At 70.9% G+C, this 16,629-nt stretch carries 16 protein-coding genes; 3 read left to right on the forward strand and 13 right to left on the reverse strand.

Annotated features, from left to right (window positions below):
- Positions 1-22 precede the first annotated feature (22 nt).
- Both LTL01_RS06595 and LTL01_RS06600 read right to left on the reverse strand, forming a co-directional pair.
- On the reverse strand, positions 23-1,384 hold the full coding sequence (locus LTL01_RS06595; RefSeq protein ID WP_236967905.1) for an aspartate aminotransferase family protein: 1,362 nt from the start codon (positions 1,382-1,384) through the stop codon (positions 23-25).
- A 40-nt stretch (positions 1,385-1,424) separates the two neighbouring features.
- Positions 1,425-2,912 (reverse strand): CoA-acylating methylmalonate-semialdehyde dehydrogenase, encoded by a 1,488-nt coding sequence (locus LTL01_RS06600; RefSeq protein ID WP_236967906.1) that lies wholly within the window; start codon positions 2,910-2,912, stop codon positions 1,425-1,427.
- Positions 2,913-3,001: 89 nt separating this feature from the next.
- Here LTL01_RS06600 and LTL01_RS06605 point away from each other — a divergent pair, with 89 nt between their 5' ends.
- Complete coding sequence (locus LTL01_RS06605; RefSeq protein ID WP_236967907.1) at positions 3,002-4,666, forward strand: PucR family transcriptional regulator; 1,665 nt, start codon at positions 3,002-3,004, stop codon at positions 4,664-4,666.
- Here LTL01_RS06605 and LTL01_RS06610 read toward each other — a convergent pair.
- Positions 4,663-5,235, reverse strand: a complete 573-nt coding sequence (locus tag LTL01_RS06610; RefSeq protein ID WP_236967908.1) for a dihydrofolate reductase family protein — start codon at positions 5,233-5,235, stop codon at positions 4,663-4,665. The two genes, LTL01_RS06605 and LTL01_RS06610, sit on opposite strands and share 4 nt — an antisense overlap.
- 70 nt (positions 5,236-5,305) lie before the next feature.
- On the opposite strand from LTL01_RS06610, the gene LTL01_RS06615 reads away from it, so the two are divergent.
- A complete protein-coding gene (locus LTL01_RS06615; RefSeq protein ID WP_236967909.1) occupies positions 5,306-5,884 on the forward strand; it encodes a TetR/AcrR family transcriptional regulator in 579 nt (192 codons plus the stop codon).
- Positions 5,885-5,904: 20 nt separating this feature from the next.
- Here LTL01_RS06615 and LTL01_RS06620 read toward each other — a convergent pair whose 3' ends face one another.
- Entirely contained in the window at positions 5,905-6,603 is a 699-nt protein-coding gene (locus LTL01_RS06620; protein WP_236967910.1) for a helix-turn-helix transcriptional regulator, read from the reverse strand.
- 73 nt (positions 6,604-6,676) lie between these two features.
- Here LTL01_RS06620 and LTL01_RS06625 point away from each other — a divergent pair, with 73 nt between their 5' ends.
- A complete protein-coding gene (locus LTL01_RS06625; protein ID WP_236967911.1) occupies positions 6,677-7,411 on the forward strand; it encodes an alpha/beta fold hydrolase in 735 nt (244 codons plus the stop codon).
- A 12-nt stretch (positions 7,412-7,423) separates the two neighbouring features.
- On the opposite strand, the gene LTL01_RS06630 is transcribed toward LTL01_RS06625, so the two are convergent.
- From LTL01_RS06630 to LTL01_RS06670, 9 genes are all read right to left on the reverse strand, one after another.
- On the reverse strand, positions 7,424-7,585 hold the full coding sequence (locus LTL01_RS06630; RefSeq protein ID WP_236967912.1) for a hypothetical protein: 162 nt from the start codon (positions 7,583-7,585) through the stop codon (positions 7,424-7,426).
- Between the two features lie 224 nt (positions 7,586-7,809).
- Positions 7,810-8,724, reverse strand: a complete 915-nt coding sequence (locus tag LTL01_RS06635) for a dihydrodipicolinate synthase family protein (protein WP_236968187.1) — start codon at positions 8,722-8,724, stop codon at positions 7,810-7,812.
- A gap of 80 nt (positions 8,725-8,804) precedes the next feature.
- Positions 8,805-9,827: an endonuclease/exonuclease/phosphatase family protein gene (locus LTL01_RS06640; protein ID WP_236967913.1), complete on the reverse strand. Its 1,023-nt coding sequence runs from the start codon at positions 9,825-9,827 to the stop codon at positions 8,805-8,807.
- A 116-nt stretch (positions 9,828-9,943) separates the two neighbouring features.
- Positions 9,944-10,297 carry a cupin domain-containing protein gene (locus LTL01_RS06645; RefSeq protein WP_236967914.1) on the reverse strand — a complete coding sequence of 118 codons (354 nt, stop codon included), beginning with the start codon at positions 10,295-10,297 and terminating at the stop codon, positions 9,944-9,946.
- On the reverse strand, positions 10,294-11,730 hold the full coding sequence (locus LTL01_RS06650) for an NAD(P)/FAD-dependent oxidoreductase (protein ID WP_236967915.1): 1,437 nt from the start codon (positions 11,728-11,730) through the stop codon (positions 10,294-10,296). The genes LTL01_RS06645 and LTL01_RS06650 overlap by 4 nt, the downstream gene beginning before the upstream one ends.
- 112 nt (positions 11,731-11,842) lie before the next feature.
- Positions 11,843-13,498: an amidohydrolase gene (locus LTL01_RS06655; protein WP_236967916.1), complete on the reverse strand. Its 1,656-nt coding sequence runs from the start codon at positions 13,496-13,498 to the stop codon at positions 11,843-11,845.
- Between the two features lie 39 nt (positions 13,499-13,537).
- A complete protein-coding gene (locus tag LTL01_RS06660) occupies positions 13,538-14,443 on the reverse strand; it encodes an ABC transporter permease (protein ID WP_236967917.1) in 906 nt (301 codons plus the stop codon).
- Positions 14,440-15,384, reverse strand: coding sequence for an ABC transporter permease (locus tag LTL01_RS06665; protein ID WP_236967918.1), 945 nt, complete (start codon positions 15,382-15,384; stop codon positions 14,440-14,442). The genes LTL01_RS06660 and LTL01_RS06665 overlap by 4 nt, the downstream gene beginning before the upstream one ends.
- A complete protein-coding gene (locus LTL01_RS06670; RefSeq protein ID WP_053546426.1) occupies positions 15,377-16,561 on the reverse strand; it encodes an ABC transporter substrate-binding protein in 1,185 nt (394 codons plus the stop codon). The genes LTL01_RS06665 and LTL01_RS06670 overlap by 8 nt, the downstream gene beginning before the upstream one ends.
- Between the last annotated feature and the right edge of the window lie 68 nt (positions 16,562-16,629).

Consider the following 16,629-nt stretch of genomic DNA (forward strand, 5'->3'; position numbering starts at 1 on the left):
CGCGCGGCGCCCGCGAACGGGGTCAGCGGGCGTAGGCGTCCGCGGCCGAAAGCGCCCGGTCGATGACGTCGAGACCGCGCGTGAGGTCGTCCTCGGAGATCACCAGCGGGGGCGCGACGTGGAGTCGGTTGAAGTGCGTGAACGGCCACACCCCGCCGCTCTTGCACGCCGCGGCGACCTCGCCCATGGGCGCGGCATCCTTCCCGCCGGCGTTGAACGGCACGAGCGGCTCGCGGGTCTCGCGGTCGCGCACGAGCTCGATGGCCCAGAAGAGCCCGCGGCCGCGGACGTCGCCGACCGACGGATGCCGCGCCGCCATCTCGCGCAGGCGCGGCTCGACGACGCGGGACCCGAGGTCGCGGACGCGCTCGAGGATGCCGTCGCGTTCGAACACCTCGAACGTCGCGACGCCCGCAGCGCACGCGAGCGGGTGCCCGGAGTACGTGAGGCCTCCGGGGAAGGCGACGGTGTCGAAGTGCGCCGCGATCCGGTCGGAGATGACCACGCCGCCGAGCGGCACGTACCCCGAGTTCACGCCCTTGGCGAAGGTGATCAGATCGGGGGCGACGTCGTAGGCCTGGAAGGCGAACCACTCGCCGATGCGCCCGAAGCCGACCATGACCTCGTCGGCGATGTAGATGATGCCGTAGCGGTCGCACAGCTCGCGGACGCCGGCGAGGTACCCGGGCGGCGGGATCAGCACGCCGTTGGTTCCGACGACGGTCTCGAGGATGATCGCGGCGATCGTCGAGGCGCCCTCGAGGATGATCGTCTGCTCCAGGTGCGCCAGTGCGCGCTCGGCCTCCTCCTCGTCGGCAGACGCGTGGAACGCGGAGCGGTAGGGGTAGGGCCCGAAGAAGTGGGCCACCGATCCGTCGCCCGGCTCGTTCGCCCAGCGACGCGGGTCGCCGGTCAGCGAGATCGCCGTGGTGGTGTTGCCGTGGTAGCTCCGATACGCCGAGAGCACCTTCCGGCGCCCGGTCACGAGCCGCGCCATGCGGACCGCGTTCTCGTTCGCGTCGGCGCCGCCGTTGGTGAAGAACACCTTCGACATCCCGTCGGGCGCGACCTCGCTGATGCGCCGGGCGAGATCGCCCCGCACGTCGTTCGCCATCGACGGCTGGATCGTCGCGAGCCGCCCCGCCTGCTCCTGGATCGCCCGGACGAGATCCGGATGCTGGTGCCCGAGGTTGAGGTTCACCAGCTGCGAGCTGAAGTCGAGGTAGGAGTTGCCGGCGTAGTCCCAGAACGTCGCGCCCTCCCCGCCGGCGACCGGCAACGGATCGATCAGGGCCTGCGCGCTCCACGAATGGAACACGTGCCCGCGGTCGTCGGCGCGCACGCGCTGATCGGTGTCGAGATCAGAGGGGAGGATGCTGGTCATGGCGGTCTCCGTGAGGTGTGGCTTCAGTGATGCCGGGGCGTCAGTGGTTGCTCGGGAATCCCAGGTCGACCTGGGTGGGGGTGTGGTCGGGCCACCGGGTGGTCACGACCTTGGAGCGCGTGTAGAAGTGGATCGACTCGGGGCCGTACATGTGCGAGTCGCCGAAGAGGGAGTTCTTCCACCCGCCGAACGAGTACGCACCGATCGGCACGGGGATGGGCACGTTGATGCCGACCATGCCGACCTCGATGTCGATTTCGAACTGGCGGGCGGTGCCGCCGTCCCGGGTGAAGATCGCGGTGCCGTTGGCGAAGCTGTTGGCGTTGATCAGCTCGACGGCCTCGGCGTAGGTCTGCACGCGGACGACCGAGAGGACCGGTCCGAAGATCTCCTCGTCGTAGACGCGCATGCCGGGGCGTACGCGGTCGACCAGCGAGACGCCGATGAAGAAGCCGTCCGAGTCGAACTCCGCGGTCGTGCCGTCGACGATGACCTCGGCGCCCTCGGCGGTCGCGCCCGTGACGTAGGAGGCGACCTTGTCGCGGTGCTCGCCCGTGATGAGGGGACCCATCTCGCTCTCGGGGTCGGTGCCCGGCCCGATGCGAAGGCCCTGCACGCGCTCGGCGACCTTCGCCACGAGCGCGTCCGCGACGTCGTCGCCGACCGCCACGAGCACCGAGACGGCCATGCAGCGCTCGCCGGCGGAGCCGTAGGCGGCCGAGACGGCGGCATCCGCTGCGCCGTCGAGATCGGCATCCGGCATGACGACCATGTGGTTCTTCGCGCCGCCGAGCGCCTGGACGCGCTTGCCCTGCGCGGTGCCGCGCTCGTAGATCGAGCGGGCGACGGGGGTGGACCCGACGAAGCTGATCGCGCGGACGTCGGGGGAATCCAGCAGTGCGTCGACGGCGACCTTGTCACCGTGGACGACGTTGAGGACGCCGGCGGGGAGCCCCGCCTCCTCGAACAGCCGCGCGAGGAAGATGGACGCGCTCGGGTCCTTCTCGCTGGGCTTCAGCACGACGGTGTTGCCGCAGGCGATGGCCGAGCTCATCATCCACAGCGGCACCATCACGGGGAAGTTGAACGGGGTGATCGCTCCGACGACGCCCACCGGCTGCTTGACCGAGTGCACGTCGACACCGCGCGACACCTGTTCGCTGCGCTCGCCCTTGAGCAGGTGGACGAGACCGGCGGCGAACTCGACGTTCTCGATGCCGCGGCTGATCTCGCCCTTGGCGTCGCTCAGGACCTTGCCGTGCTCGGCGGTGATGATCGCGGCGAGGTCGTCCTGGCGCTCGATGAGGAGCTGACGGAGCCGGAAGAACACGTCGGCGCGCCGGACGAGTCCCGTCGCGCGCCATGCGGGAAGGGCTTCGCGGGCGGCGGCGATCGCCGCTTCCACCTCGGTTGTGTCGGCGAAAGCGACTTCGCGGGCGACGGCGCCGGTGGCCGGGTCGTAGATGCGGCCGGTGCGGGCGCCCTCGCCCGCCTCGGCTCCGTTGATGTGGTGGCGAACGGTGCTCATCGACAGCTCCTGGGGTCTCCGGACAGATCGACCGGGCATGCAATAGGGTGAGTGCGTCCCAGCCTGTCAGAGCGGAAGATCCTCCTGTGATGCCCGAACGTCGCAAAGATCGGGCGATCCAGACGGATCGTCCGACATCCTGGTCCGACTCTCCGACCCTGCCCACGGTGCGCGAGGTCCTCGCGCTGGAGGCAGTCGCCCAGGGTGTGCCGGAAGTGCTCGTCGGCGATGCGGCACTGGACGCGCGCGTGCGCTGGCTGCACGTCTCCGACAGTGCGGGGGTTGCCCGGCTGCTCAACGGCGGCGAGCTGCTGCTGTCGACCGGATCGTCGTGGCCGTCCGAGCCGGCGGAGCTCCGCGCCTTCGTCGCGGGACTCTCGGATGCCGGATCCGCCGGCATCGTCCTCGAACTCGGCACGCACTACCGCTACCCGCCGACCGTCGTGCGCGAGGCGGCACGGGAACGCGGGCTCGCGCTGATCGTCCTGCACCGCGAGGTGAAGTTCGTCACGGTCACCGAGGCGGTGCACAGCCGCATCATCACCGGCCAGACCGATGCCCTCCGCGCCCGCGACGAGGTCCGGGAGCGCTTCACGGCGCTCGTGCTGCGCGGCTCGCCCGCCGACTTCATCGTGCACCAGCTCGCGCAGACTCTCCAGGCGCCGGTGGTGCTGGAGAACCTCGGGCACGAGGTCGTCGCCGCCGAGGTGCCCCTCGCGCTCGAGGAGGAGCTCTTCACCGACTGGGAGCTCCGATCGCGGTCGGCCCACCGCCGGGCCGAGCTCCGCGACGAACGGGGGCGTCCGGGATCGGGCGAGGACTGGCTGATCGTCCCGGTCGAGGCCCGCGGCATCCGTTGGGGGAATCTGATCGCACTGCCCGGTCCTGATCACGCCGCGGGACGCGCCGCGGTGCTCGAGCAGGGAGCGATCGCGCTCGCCGTCGGACGCCTGGCCGGAGCCGACGACGACGAGTGGGGCCGCGTCGGTCGCCGGCGCCTCGTCGACGGACTCCTCGCGGGGCGCTTCGCGGGTCTCGGGGGAGCGACGGCGCGTCTCGAGGCGGCGGGTCTGCCGCTGCATTCCGCGCACCTCTACGGTCTGGTGATCTCGGGCGCGGCGGTGACGGCGGAGGCGGCGGATGCCGCGGCCCGGGCGATCGGCGGTCGTGCGGTCGCCGGGTCCACCGCCGAGGGGGTGCCCGCGCCGTCGGCGACGATCCTCCTCTCCCTCCCCGCCGGGACCGTTCTCGACGACGATGCCGCGCGAGGATTCGCGCGCGCGGCGGCCGGGCCGGGTGCCGACGTCGAACGCCTCACCGTGTCGGTCGGCCGTGGCGGCGACGACCTCGAGCAGGCCCTCGCGTCGCTTCACGAGGCCGTCGATCTCGCGCGCGGACGGCGTCGGCGCGCCGGGCGGGAGGTTCAGCTGCGACGGGCCGAACATCGCCCGCTCGTGCAGCTCGTCACGGCTCTCCGCGACGATCCGCGGGTGCTCGAGCACGGCGAGAGGATGCTCGCCCCGCTCGTGATGCACGACCTCGGCCGCGGCGGCGACCTCCTCGATGTGCTGGAGGCGATGCTCGCGCATCCCGGAAACCGCACCGCCGCGGCATCCGCGTCACACCTCTCGCGCTCGGTGTTCTACCAGCGCATCTCGCTCATCGAGGAGCTCCTGGATGCCGACCTCGACGACGGCGAGACGCAGACCGCGCTGCACCTCGCGCTTCTCGTCCGCCGCTCGGCCGGACGCTAGGCCGCCGCGGCGACGTACTCTTCGACCACCACGCCCGAGGTGAACGAACGCGCCGCCACCGGCGTGAACCCACGCGACGCGTAGGGCGCAGAACCGAACAGGTGCACGCCGGATCCGAAGACGACGGGATGCCGTTTCAGAACGAGACGATCGATCTCGGGGAGCAGTGTCGCGGCGAGGTCGCCGCCGCCGCAGAGCCAGATGTCCGCTCCGTCGTCCTGCTTCAGGGAGCGGACGGTGCGGAGCGGGTCATCGGTGAGCGTGATCGACGGGTCGACCTCGCGCGCGTGCCGGCTCGCGACGATCTGGCGGAGGTGCGGGTATGGGCTGGCGATGCCTGCGTCGCGTGCGGGGCCGAGGGTGTTCCACCCCATGATCACGGTGTCGAAGCGGGTTCGCGGAGGCTCGGTTCCTCGCGCGGCGTGAACATGCGCCGGGAGCGCGTCGGCGTAGTCGCCGAACACCACCGAGGAGTGATCGCCGTCGATGAGAAAGGAGTCGTATCCCCCGCTGGGGTCGGCGATGTACCCGTCGATGCTGACGGCGACGTAGTAGACGAGGTTTCGCACGGTGTCTCCAATCACGACATGTGTCGTGGTTAATGTACAACAGCCGTCGTGGTTTGGCTAGCATGGCGTCATGGCTCGCAACGACGCACGACGCGCTTCTCTCGCCGACGCCGGAATCCGGGTGCTGGCGGAAGCGGGCGCGCGGGGTCTGACGCATCGTGCCGTCGACATCGCCGCCGGTACTCCGAAGGGCACGGCGTCCAACTACTTCCCCCGGCGCGACGACCTGATCGCCGCGCTCGTCACGCGCATCGGTGAGCGTCTCGCCCCCGACCCCGCTGCCGTCGCCGCGGAGTCCTCGTCCCTGCAGGATCGGGCTCTCTTCGCCGCCTACCTGCGTGATGTCGTCCGACGGCTCCGTGCGGATCCGCACGTGTCGCTGGCGTTGTTCGAGCTGCGCATCGAATCGGCGCGGAGCCCCGCCGTCGCGGCGGCGTTGGGGAAGTGGCGGCAGGAATCCTTCGAGGCGGACGTCGACTTCAACGAGAACGCGGGTCTCCCCGGGGGAAGGGCGGAGATCGCCCTGTTCCACTACGCGATCGACGGTCTCATGCTCGACCACCTCACCGCGCCGCTCGACACCGGTCTCGGGCTCGACGAGGTCGTGGACGAATTCGTGAACCGGCTCCTGCCCCGATCAGCGGAGTGAAGGCGGAGCTGTCGCCGCCCTCATGAGCGGTCGCCGTGCACCGGGCGCGCATGCGGCGGTGGGTCGCCGACCTCGGCGACCGAGTGGCCGCTGCACGCGGCGCGGGTGACGGTCGCCTTCTCGATGCGGGAGAGGGCGAACCAGCGCATCGCGTCGCGCAGGCGGCACCACCCGATGAGGTACCAGCGGCCGTTCGTCGAGGCGAAGAGGACGGGTTCGACGTCGCGGGTGGTCGCGGCCCCTGCGCCGGAGACGTACCGGATGCGCACGACCCGCTGATCGGCCATGGCTTCCTCGAGCGCCGAACGGATCGCCCGGGACGCCGGCGGCGGCGCATCGACCCAGATGCGACCGGCCAGCGCGTCCGCCCGGGCGCGCGTGCGGGGGTCGAGCACGTCGACGATCTTCCGGACGCCCGCGGCGGCGAGATCCGAGTACGGAGCATCGGATGCCGCGGCGACGGCGGCCAGGAGGCCCACCGCCTGCGCGGGGGAGAAGCTGATCGCGGGGAGTGACGTGCCCGCGGCCAGCCCGTAGCCGCCGCCGGGACCCGGGCGCGACCAGACCGGGGCGCCGCTCGTCTCCAGCGCGGCGAGGTCGCGCTTCACCGTGCGCACCGACACGGCGAACTCGCGGGCGAGGCGTTCGGCGGTCACGCCGCGTGTTCCCGCCCGTCGGAGTTCCTCGGCGAGCGCGTGGAGTCGCTCCGCGCGCTTCACGGCTGCTCCTCCAGGAAATTCATGTCAGAAATAGTGACACACCGGTGCCGCCGCCGTCGCGCACAGTGGACGCATGACGACGACGAACCGCCTTCCGGCCATCCTTCTCATCCCCGGGCACTGGCTGGGCGCCTGGGCGTGGGACGAGGTCGTCGAGCACCTCGATCCCGCGCGCGAGCGAACGGTGGCGATGACCCTCCCCGGGCTCGATCCCGCCGATCCCGCCCGCGCGACGCGCACCCTGGACGATCAGGTCGACGCGATCCTCGCCGCGCTCGCGGAGGCGGATGCCGCGGCACGTCCGGCCGTGATCGTCGCCCACAGCGGGGCGAATGCGCCAGTGAGCGTCGTGCTCGACCGGCATCCGGAGCTCATTCGTCGCGTGGTGTGGGTGGACTCGGGCCCCGCGGCATCGGACGTCGCGTTCGCGCCCGACCTGCCGGACGCGGTCGAGGACATGCCGCTGCCGTCGTTCGACGCCCTCGCGCAGCAGGCGAGCCTCGAGGGCCTGAGCGCCGACGGCCTCGAGCGCTTCCGCACGCGAGCGGTCCCCGAGCCCGGTCCGGTGCTCCGTCAGCCGATCGCACTGTCCAACCCGCGTCGCCACGCGGTCCCGACCACGCTGGTGTGCTGCTCGCTCCCGAGCGCTCAGGTCAGGGAGTGGGCGGGTGCCGGTCACCCGATGTTCGCGGAGGTCGCCCTCCTCGAAGACGTCACCCTCGTCGACCTCCCGACCGGCCACTGGCCGATGTGGAGCCGCCCCGCCGACCTCGCCGAGACCATCCGCGTCGAGGCCGCACGGCGCTAGCGGCGGATCGGCTCAGACCGTGAGCGCCTCGATCGGGGGAAAATCCGCGACGACGTCATCGACGTGCGGAGCGAGCTCGAGGTAGCTGAGTCGGCCGTCGTCGATGAAAAGCAGGAGCGAGGCGCCGGGGCCCTCGGCGGTCAGGACGATCCGCGCGCCACCGCTCGGGGTCACCCCGTCGGCATCCTGAAGCTCGATCTAGGGACAGGTGCCGCATCGGCACCGTGCTCCGGCGCGGGTCGCGGGGATCTGCTCGCGCAGGCGACGCCGCGTGTCATCGGGGATCGGTGGGTCGCCCGCGAACGGAACAGCGCGATCGACCATGAACGTCAGGACGTCCCGTTCGCGCTCCGTCAGGGCCCGCCCGCTGTCGTCGGGGCGCGGCGGCGGTGTCATGCTCATCGCTCCGTGCCCGTGTCGGGTCCACCGAGACCGAGGTCAGCGAGCGCGGCGTGCAGAGGCGCGCGCGCCGCCTCGTCCAGGCCGAGGATCGGCAGCGGGAGGCTTCGCGGGTGGACGAGACCCAGATGCTCCGCGACCGCTGCAATGACCCGCAGACTGCCGTGCTGCGAGAAGGCGTCCCACACCGGCTGCAGCTCCGACGAAAGACGCCGGGCCTCCTCCGTGTCGCCCGAGAAGCCGGCACGAGCCAGCGCGACGGCGGATGCCGGGAGCGTGCCCGCGATGACCGAGTACCAGGCGTCGCACCCCGCGTTCAGTTCCGCGGCAGCGTGCGCGTCTCCCGAGACGCCGATCGTGACGTGTGCCGGGAGCAGGGCCCGGAGCCGATCGATCCTCGCCCGCGCTGCCTCCACTCCGACGGGTACCCCGGGGATCTTGAGCGACGCGATGCCCGGCAACGCGCCGACGGCGGCATAGAGGTCGTCATCGAACGAGAAACGGGTCGTGGTCGGATTGTCGTAGACGATCACCGGAACGTCGCTGTGGCCTGCGACCGTCTCGAACAGGCGGTAGACGTCGTCGGGGGTCAGGGGCTGGTAGCTGACGGGGGCGAGCATCAGACCTCGCGCTCCGGCGTCCTGCGCATCCTCGGCGTGCTCGAGCACGTGGGTGGTCCGGAGAGCGCTGATCCCCACGAACACCGGGGTGGTGCCCGCCGTCAGGACGGCCCGCCGCGCCACGAGAGCGCGTTCACTCCGCGAGAGATAGGCGCCGGACCCCGTTGAGCCCAGCGCGGTCACCGAGTCGACGCCCGCGTCGACGAGGCGTTCGATCAGCCCGGCGAACGCGTGCTCGTCGACCGTGTCGTCGTCCAGGGGCGTGAGGGGGAAGGCGCTCAGTCCGGAGAAGATCGACATGCCGCCATCCTGCCTCGCCGATCGTGGGGACACGAGAGTCTGTGACCCTCGGAACGGATGTCAGCGCTCATTGGTCAGTCAGCATCGTCCGAACCGAGGAGGACGCCGATGGACTGCGCAGCGCAGAGGCCCCATCCGGTGATGACGGCGCGATGGTCGCTGCCCGCGATCGCGACGGTGCTCCACTCCAGGGGCGTCGCGCCGCGAGAGAAGATGTGGTCGATGGCCGTGAACGCGGGGATCGCCTTCTCTTCCGGCCAGGTGGGCCACGGGATCGGCCCCGCCGCTTCGGCGCCGGACCGCAGACCCGCAGCCAACCGGCGCAGCGCGGGGTGGGCGAACGAGGCGTTGAAGTCGCCCGCGACGATGAGCGTCTCATCGGGGGTGTCGCGCACCCAGCCGGCGATGTCGTCCAGGCCGTCGCGCCATGCGTTCGGCTGCCAGACCGGGGGCGGCGGGTGGACGGCGGCGATCCGGACGTCGCCGGCACCGGGCACGGTCGCGACAGCGCTGACCTGGTCGAACGCGCTCCCGGGGACGTCCTCCTCGTCGGACAGTGGATAGGCGGAGAGGATCACGCTTCCGCTCGCCGGCCCCGGCGAGACCTCGCGCGAGCGGTGGGGGAGCGCCTCGGCAAGGCCGTGCTCGGTGAGGACCGCATCGATCAACGGCTCGCTCGTCTCGAGCAGCACGACGGCGATCGGCTCCGTGTCGCGGATGAGATCGGACAGGGCCGCCGGGTCGGCATCCGCGAACTTCGCGTTGAACGACAGGATCGTCGCCGACGTGCGGACCTCGCAGCCCGCGCCTGCCCCCGCGTGCACGGGGGTGAGGGTCGGGATGGCGCTGATCACCGCGCCGAGCACGAAGGCCGCCGCTGCCGTCCACGATCGGAGCACCAGGGAGACGCCGGCGAGCACGAGGAGGCCGACCGCTCCGACCGGAACGAGCGCCTGCGCCACGGGGATCGCTGCGATTCCGCGGATCTCGAGGTGGGGCAGCACCGCGGCCGCCGCCGAGACCGCGATCGCGAACGTCGCCCAGGCGACCCTGCGCCTGTCGCGCGGACGCGCAGGACCGGTCTTCGAGTTCTCCATCGCTCGATCGTGTCAAGCCGCTCTCCGCCCCGCGTCGGCAGAGAGGTGTACGTCGGCGAGGGGGCATCATCCTCGAGACGGATGCCGCGCCCTGTGCGCGTCCGCGCCGCGGCGCCTCAGGGCGAGATGTAGACCTTCCGCAGCGTCTCGCGGACCGTCCAGGTGGTGCGCATCCCCTCGGACAGGCGCACGATGACACCCGGCGCGAGGGTGAGGGGCGCCGGCGCGTCCTCGCCGTCGAAGGTCAGGGTCGCGTCCCCGGCGAGCACGACGAAGACCTCGTCCGCCTCGACGTCGGTCGAGACGCCGGGGGTGTGCTCCCATACGCCGACGGTGCGGTGCGAGGTCTCGTCGAGGTCGACGAAGCGGGTGGTCGGGGTGCCCGAGACGACGAGGTCGGGATCGAGCGGGAAGAACGGGGCCGGCAGGGATGCGGCATCCGTCGCCTGCCCGGGAACGAGCCGCGTCACGAGTCGAATCCCAGCCCGAGCGCGTCGAGCGTCTTCAGCAGGATGTTGCGGCGCCCGCGATCGTGGTCGGCACGGTCGAGCGACCAGCGCGTCATGTTGATGCCGACGGCGGCGACCGGCTCGGGCGGGAACGGGAGGGGGCGTTTGCGGACCATCTCCAGCTCGGTGCGCTCGGTCGCCTCACCCTCCAGCAGATCGAGCATGACGTCGCCCGCGAATCGCGTCGCAGCGACCCCGAGGCCCGTGAACCCTGCGGCGTAGGCGACGCGACCGCCGCGCGCGGTGCCGTAGAACGCGCTGAACTGCGTGGACGTGTCGATCGCGCCCGCCCACTTGTGGGTGAAGCGCAGGCCTTCCAACTGCGGGAACGTCGTGAAGAAGTGGCTCGCCAGACGCTCGAAGGATGCCGGGCGGTCCTCGTAGCGCTGACGCACCTGCCGGCCGTAGTGGTAGACCGCGTCGTACCCGCCGAAGAGGATGCGGTTGTCGCGACTCAGCCGGTAGTAGTGGAACTGGTTCGCCAGGTCGCTGAGACCCTGGCGCGAGCTCCATCCGATCTCGGCGAGTTGCGCGTCGCTGAGCGGCTCGGTCATGAGCACGTAGTCGTACACCGGCACCGTCATCAGGCGGTTGCGGCGCAGCAGCGACGGGAAGACGTTCGTGGCGAGCACGACGCGCGGCGCGGTGATGCGGCCGCGCAGGGTGACGACCTTGAGCCGGTCGCCGTCGTCGTCGAGGGCGTGGACGGGCGACTCCTCGAAGATCTCGACGCCGGCCTCCTCAGCCGCGTGGGCGAGGCCCGCGGCGAGCTTCCCGGGGTGGACCATCGCCGTGGAGCGCTTTTCCCACACCGCCCCGAGGTAGGTGGGCGAGTTCACCTCGGCGCGGGTCTGCTGCTCGTCGAGGCGGACGACGCCCTCCTCGCCGCGGGAGGCGGCATCCTCCGCCCATTCGTCGAGCCATTCGAGCTGGTGCGGCTCGATCGCGACGCCGAGCGAGCCGGTGCGCTCCCAATCGGCGTCGATCTTCAGGCGCGCGATGTCGTCGCCCATCGCGTCGAGGTTCGCCAGCCCCATCTCGTCGAGTCGGTCGATCTCGTCCGGCCACCGGGCCAGGCCGTTGTCACGTCCGTGCGTGAGGCTCGCCTCGCAGAATCCGCCGTTCCGACCGGATGCCGCCCAGCCGACCCGCTTGCCCTCGAGGATCACGACGCGCGCGGACGGGTCGCGTCGCTTCGCGGCGAGCGCCGTCCAGAGTCCGGTGTACCCGGCGCCGATCACGACGAGGTCGGCCGTGGCCTCGCCGGTGAACGATGCGCGCGGACGGGAGGCGGGGAGGTCGTCGAGCCAGAAGACGCTCTGCCGGGTTCCGGCGAGCGCGTGCGCGATGACGCGGGGAGCGGGCGGGGTTCGTTCGAAGACCGTGGTGCCCACGGGTATCACCCTTTCTCGGGTTCTGAGTGCTTCCATCCTGATCGCTCGGCGGCGGTCGTGCGCCGTCGTCCCGTCGCGACAATCGGTGCCCGTCGGACGGGTCGTCCGAGCCTCACGCGTCGTCGGCGGCGTAGACCCGCTCGCCCTCGACGAAGGTCTGGAGCACGCGGGTCGCCCCGATGAGGTCGGCGGGCCCGGCGAAGGGGTCGCGGTCGAGCAACGCGAGATCCGCGTATTTGCCCACCTCGATCGTGCCGGTGTCGGCCTCGAGGTGGTTCACCCACGCCGACCCGGCGGTGTACGCCGCGAGGGAGGTCGCGAGGTCGATCGCCTGCTCGGGGAGGAACGCGTCGTACTCGCCCTCCTCGTGACCGGGGGCCGCCTTGCGATTCACGGCGGTGTGGATCGCGGCCATCGGGTCGGGGGACGACACCGACCAGTCGCTCCCCGCGGCGAGGACGGCGCCCGAACGCAGCAGATCGCCGAACGGGTACTGCCACGCGCTCCGCGGCTCGCCGAGGAAAGGCAGGGTGAGGTCGACCATCTGCGGCTCGTACGTCGCCCACAGGGACTGCATGTTCGCCGCCACGCCGAGCTCGCGGAAGCGCGGGATGTCGTCGGGATGGACCACCTGGATGTGCGCGATGTGGTGCCGGTTGTCGCGGCGTCCGTTCTTCTCCACGGCCCGGGCGACGGCATCCAGGCACTCGCGGACGGCGCGGTCGCCGATCGCGTGGAAGTGCACCTGGAACCCGTCGGCGTCGAGCAGCGGAACGGCCCGGGACAGGATCTCCGGGTCGACGAACGAGATGCCGGAGTTGTCCGTCGGATGCCCGTGCCCGTCGCCGTACGGCTCCAGCATCGACGCGGTGAAGTTCTCGGCGACGCCGTCCTGCATGATCTTGATGCTCGTCGCGGCGAAGCGTCCGCCGCGGTAGCGCTCGCGACGCTCCTGCAGGATCGGGATCTGCTCCAGCCCCGCCGACCGGTCCCACCACAGGGCGCCGACCACCCGGGCGGTGAGCGTGCCCTCCGCCGCGGCGCGGAGATACGCCGGCCCAGGATCTCCGGCGTCGCCGTAGGGGCCGACGATGGCGTCCTGCCACGCGGTGATGCCGAACGAATGCAGGTACCGCTGACCGACGAGGAGGGCCTCCGTCATCCGTTCCAGCGGCTCTTCCGGGAGGAGCCGGTTCACCAGCGCCATCGCCCCTTCGTGGAGCGTGCCGCTCGGGGTGCCGTCCGGGTTCCGCTCGATGCGCCCGTCCGCGGGGTCGGGGGTGTCGCGGTCGATCCCCGCGGCCCGGAGCGCGGCGGAGTTCACCCACGCGCCGTGCCCGTCACGGTTCGGGAAGAACGCCGGGCGGTCGCCGGTCACGGCATCCAGCGCCTCCGCCCTGGGGGTCCCACCGGGGAACGCCGACATCTGCCAGCCGCCGCCGAGGATCCACTCGTCGTCGGGATGCGCGGCGACGTAACGGCCGATCGCGTCGAGGTACTGCGGCGCGTCGCCGTACTCGGCCAGGTCGCACCGCAGCATGTCCAGCCCGCCCCAGACGGGGTGGACATGCGCGTCCTGGAATCCGGGGACGAGGAGGCGACCGCCGAGGTCGACCACCTCCGTCCGCGGACCGATGAGGTCGCGGACCTCGTCGCCCCCGACGGCGACGATCCGCCCGCCCGACACCGCGACGGCGTGCGCGCGCGAGCGCACCGTGTCGGCGGTGAAGACCGGACCCCCGTGGAGGACGAGATCGGCGTGGTGCATCGGGTTCCTCCGCGGGTGGCTGTCGGCGTGCGGGCGGGCTCAGCCGCCGGTCATGGTGCGGGCGATCTGCGTCGCCGAGTCGCCGGCGCGCCGCAGGACCAGGGCGACGACGGCGAGGGCGACCAGGGTCAGCAGCAGCATGATCGTCGACACCGCCGCGATCTCGGGACGCAGGCCCGAGCGCAGGGCGCTCAGGACGTACACCGGCCACGGCGTCGTGCCGGAGACCTGCACGAACGCGGCGATGATCGTGTTGTCGAGGCTCAGCGTGAACGCCAGGAGGAACCCGGCGAGGACGGCGGGCATCGCGAGCGGCAGCGTGACGCGGCGGAACGTCGTGAAGGGCGTCGCGTAGAGGTCGCCGGAGGCCTCCTCGAGGTTCGCGTCCTGGCCCACCAGGCGCGCCCGCACGATGTACGACACCACCGCGGTGGCGAACAGCGACGAACCCACCGACAGGCGCACGATGCCGTCGTTGAACATCGCGATCCCGGCATCCTGTCCGAGGAAGACGAACCACGGCAGCAGGGCGACCGCGTCCACGATCTCGGGTGTCACCGACACGAGCAGCAGCAGCGCCAAGAACCACCACACCCACTTGCCCGGGTAGCGCGACATCGCGATGCCGGCGAGCGTTCCGAGCACCGTGGCGATGATCGCCGCGATGAACGCCGTGACTATCGACACGCGCACCGCGTTCTGGATCTGGGGCTTCTCGAAGATCGTGAGGAAGGCGTCGAACCCGAACCCGCCCCACGACACCAGCAGCCGGCCGGTGTTGAACGAGTAGATGACGATGACGATGATCGGCGCGAACAGGAAGAGCATCACGAGGATGCCCCAGACCCGCAGGGCGATGTCCGACCCGGTCATGCGGGTGCGGCTGCGGCGGCCGCGCGCGGTCGACTGCGCGCGGAGCATCGTCTCGGTGGTCGTCTGCGTCATGACCGCACCTCCTCGCGGACGGGCTGGGCGGGAGCGGCGGGCGGTGCCTGCTCGGGCTCTGCTCCGAGCACCAGGCGGTTGCGGCTGCGGAACGGCATGCTCACGAGCCAGATGAGGGCGGCGGCGACACCGATGGTGAGGGTGATGATGAGCATCAGAAGGACGGCCATGGCCGATCCGAGCGCCCAGTTCTGCGCGGTCTGGAACTGACTCGCCACGAGCTGGCCGACCATGTTCCCGCGGGCTCCGCCGAGGACCGTAGCGGTGATGTAGTCGCCCATGAGGGGGATGAACACCAGCAGCACGCCGGCGATGATGCCCGGCTGCGACAGCGGCAACGTCACCCGGAGGAAGGTCATGACCTTGCCCGCCCCCAGGTCCTTGGACGCTTCACGCAGGGCCGGACCGACACGGTCGAACGCGACGAACAGCGGCAGGATCATCAACGGCAGGTAGTTGTAGACCACGCCGATGAGCACGGCGGTACGGGTGTAGAGCAGGGCCAGCGGCCCGTCGATGATGCCGACGCTCTGCAGGATCTGCGACATCCAGCCCTCGGGAGCGAGGATCACCTGCCAGCCGATCGTGCGGACCAGGAAGTTCGTCCAGAACGGCACCAGGACCAGCGCGATCAAGAGGCCGCGCCGCGCGGGGTTGACCTTGAACGCCATCCAGTACGCCACCGGCATCCCGATCGCGAAGCAGAGGATCGTGCCCAGGATGCCGACCCAGAGGGTGTTGGTGAACGTCGCGAAGAAGGTCGGCGAGAGCGCTTCGACGTACCGGTCGAACGAGAGGATGTCGTTCGCGTGGGTGCCGAAGACGCCGGGCTTGTAGCCGAAGCTGAACCAGATCACCATCCCCACGGGGGCGACGAAGAACAGCAGCAGCCACGCCCACGCCGGGACGGCGAGCGCGGCGCCGGTCGGTCGACTACGCACCCGCGGCGGCCTTCACTTCGTTCCAGATCTCGACGCGCGTAGTCTGGGAGTCGTTCAGCACCTGCTCCCGCATCGTGTCGAGCTGCTCGGGAGTGAAGAAGATGATGTCGGTGTACTCGAGCCCGGCGTCGATCGCCTCGGTCTCCATGTCCTTCCCGCCCACGTGGTAGCCGATGTAGTCGAGGTTCAGGAAGAGGTTCTCCGGGGTCATCGAGAAGTTGATGAAGGCGTGGGCCGCTTCGGGGTTGGGCGCGCCCTCGGCGATCGCCCAGTTGTCCATCCACAGCTCGGTGAGGGGGCCGGGCAGGACCCACTGCCAGCGCTCGGGGTCGGGCGACTCGAGGATGCCGAGGCGGGAGTCGCCGTTCCACCCCTGCGCGAGCACCTGGGTGCCCTGCGGGATCGCGTTGGTGCCCGGGTAGGAGTCGAATGCCGAGATGTGCGGCGCGATCTCGTTGACGAGGAACTGGCGGCAGGCCTCGAGCTCATCGGGGTCTTCGGTGTTCCAGTCCATGTCGTTGGCCCAGAAGTAGGAGCCGATGATCGCGGCGGGGTCATCGGACATCGAGGTGCGCCCGCTCGCCTCGTTCTGCGCCGCGTCGAAGAAGTCGGCCCACGTGGTGAGCTCTCGCGTGATGACGGTCTTGTCGTAGGTGTAGCCGGTCGTACCCCACGCCTTGCAGATCGTGTACTCGTTGTTCGGATCCCACGCGCGGCCGAGGTAGGCCGGGTCCATGTTCGAGATGTTCGGCAGCAGGTCCTTGTTCAGCGGCAGGAGCAGCCCGTTCTCGATCATCTGCGGAACGAAGACGCCGGTCGGGACGACGATGTCGTACCCGGAGGTGCCACGGGCGGCGATGAGCTTGGCGATGAGCTCTTCGTTCGAGGAGTACGAGTCGAGGGTGACGCGCGGGCCGAGGTCGGCGGTGAAGGAGGAGATGACCTCGGGGGAGTCGTAGTCGCCCCAGGTGTACACCGACAGGCTGCTCTCCAGCGCGCCGCCCGTGGCCTGCGGGGCGGGCGAGCTGCCGCCGCCCGGCGCGCACGCGGCGAGGAACGCGGCGCCGCCGGTGAGGGCGGCGAAGCTCAGGAAGCGACGGCGGGAGACCTCACGCATGATGATGGGCGCGGCGGCCTCCGGGGCGAGGATGCGGATGGGGGTGCGAGAGGCGGGCATCGGGTCTCCAGTCGTGTCGCGTGTCGGGTTCGGGTGGTGTCGGGTGGGTGCTGGACGGGCGTTCGGGT

The organism is Microbacterium aurantiacum (assembly GCF_021654035.1).
Taxonomy (GTDB): domain Bacteria; phylum Actinomycetota; class Actinomycetes; order Actinomycetales; family Microbacteriaceae; genus Microbacterium; species Microbacterium aurantiacum.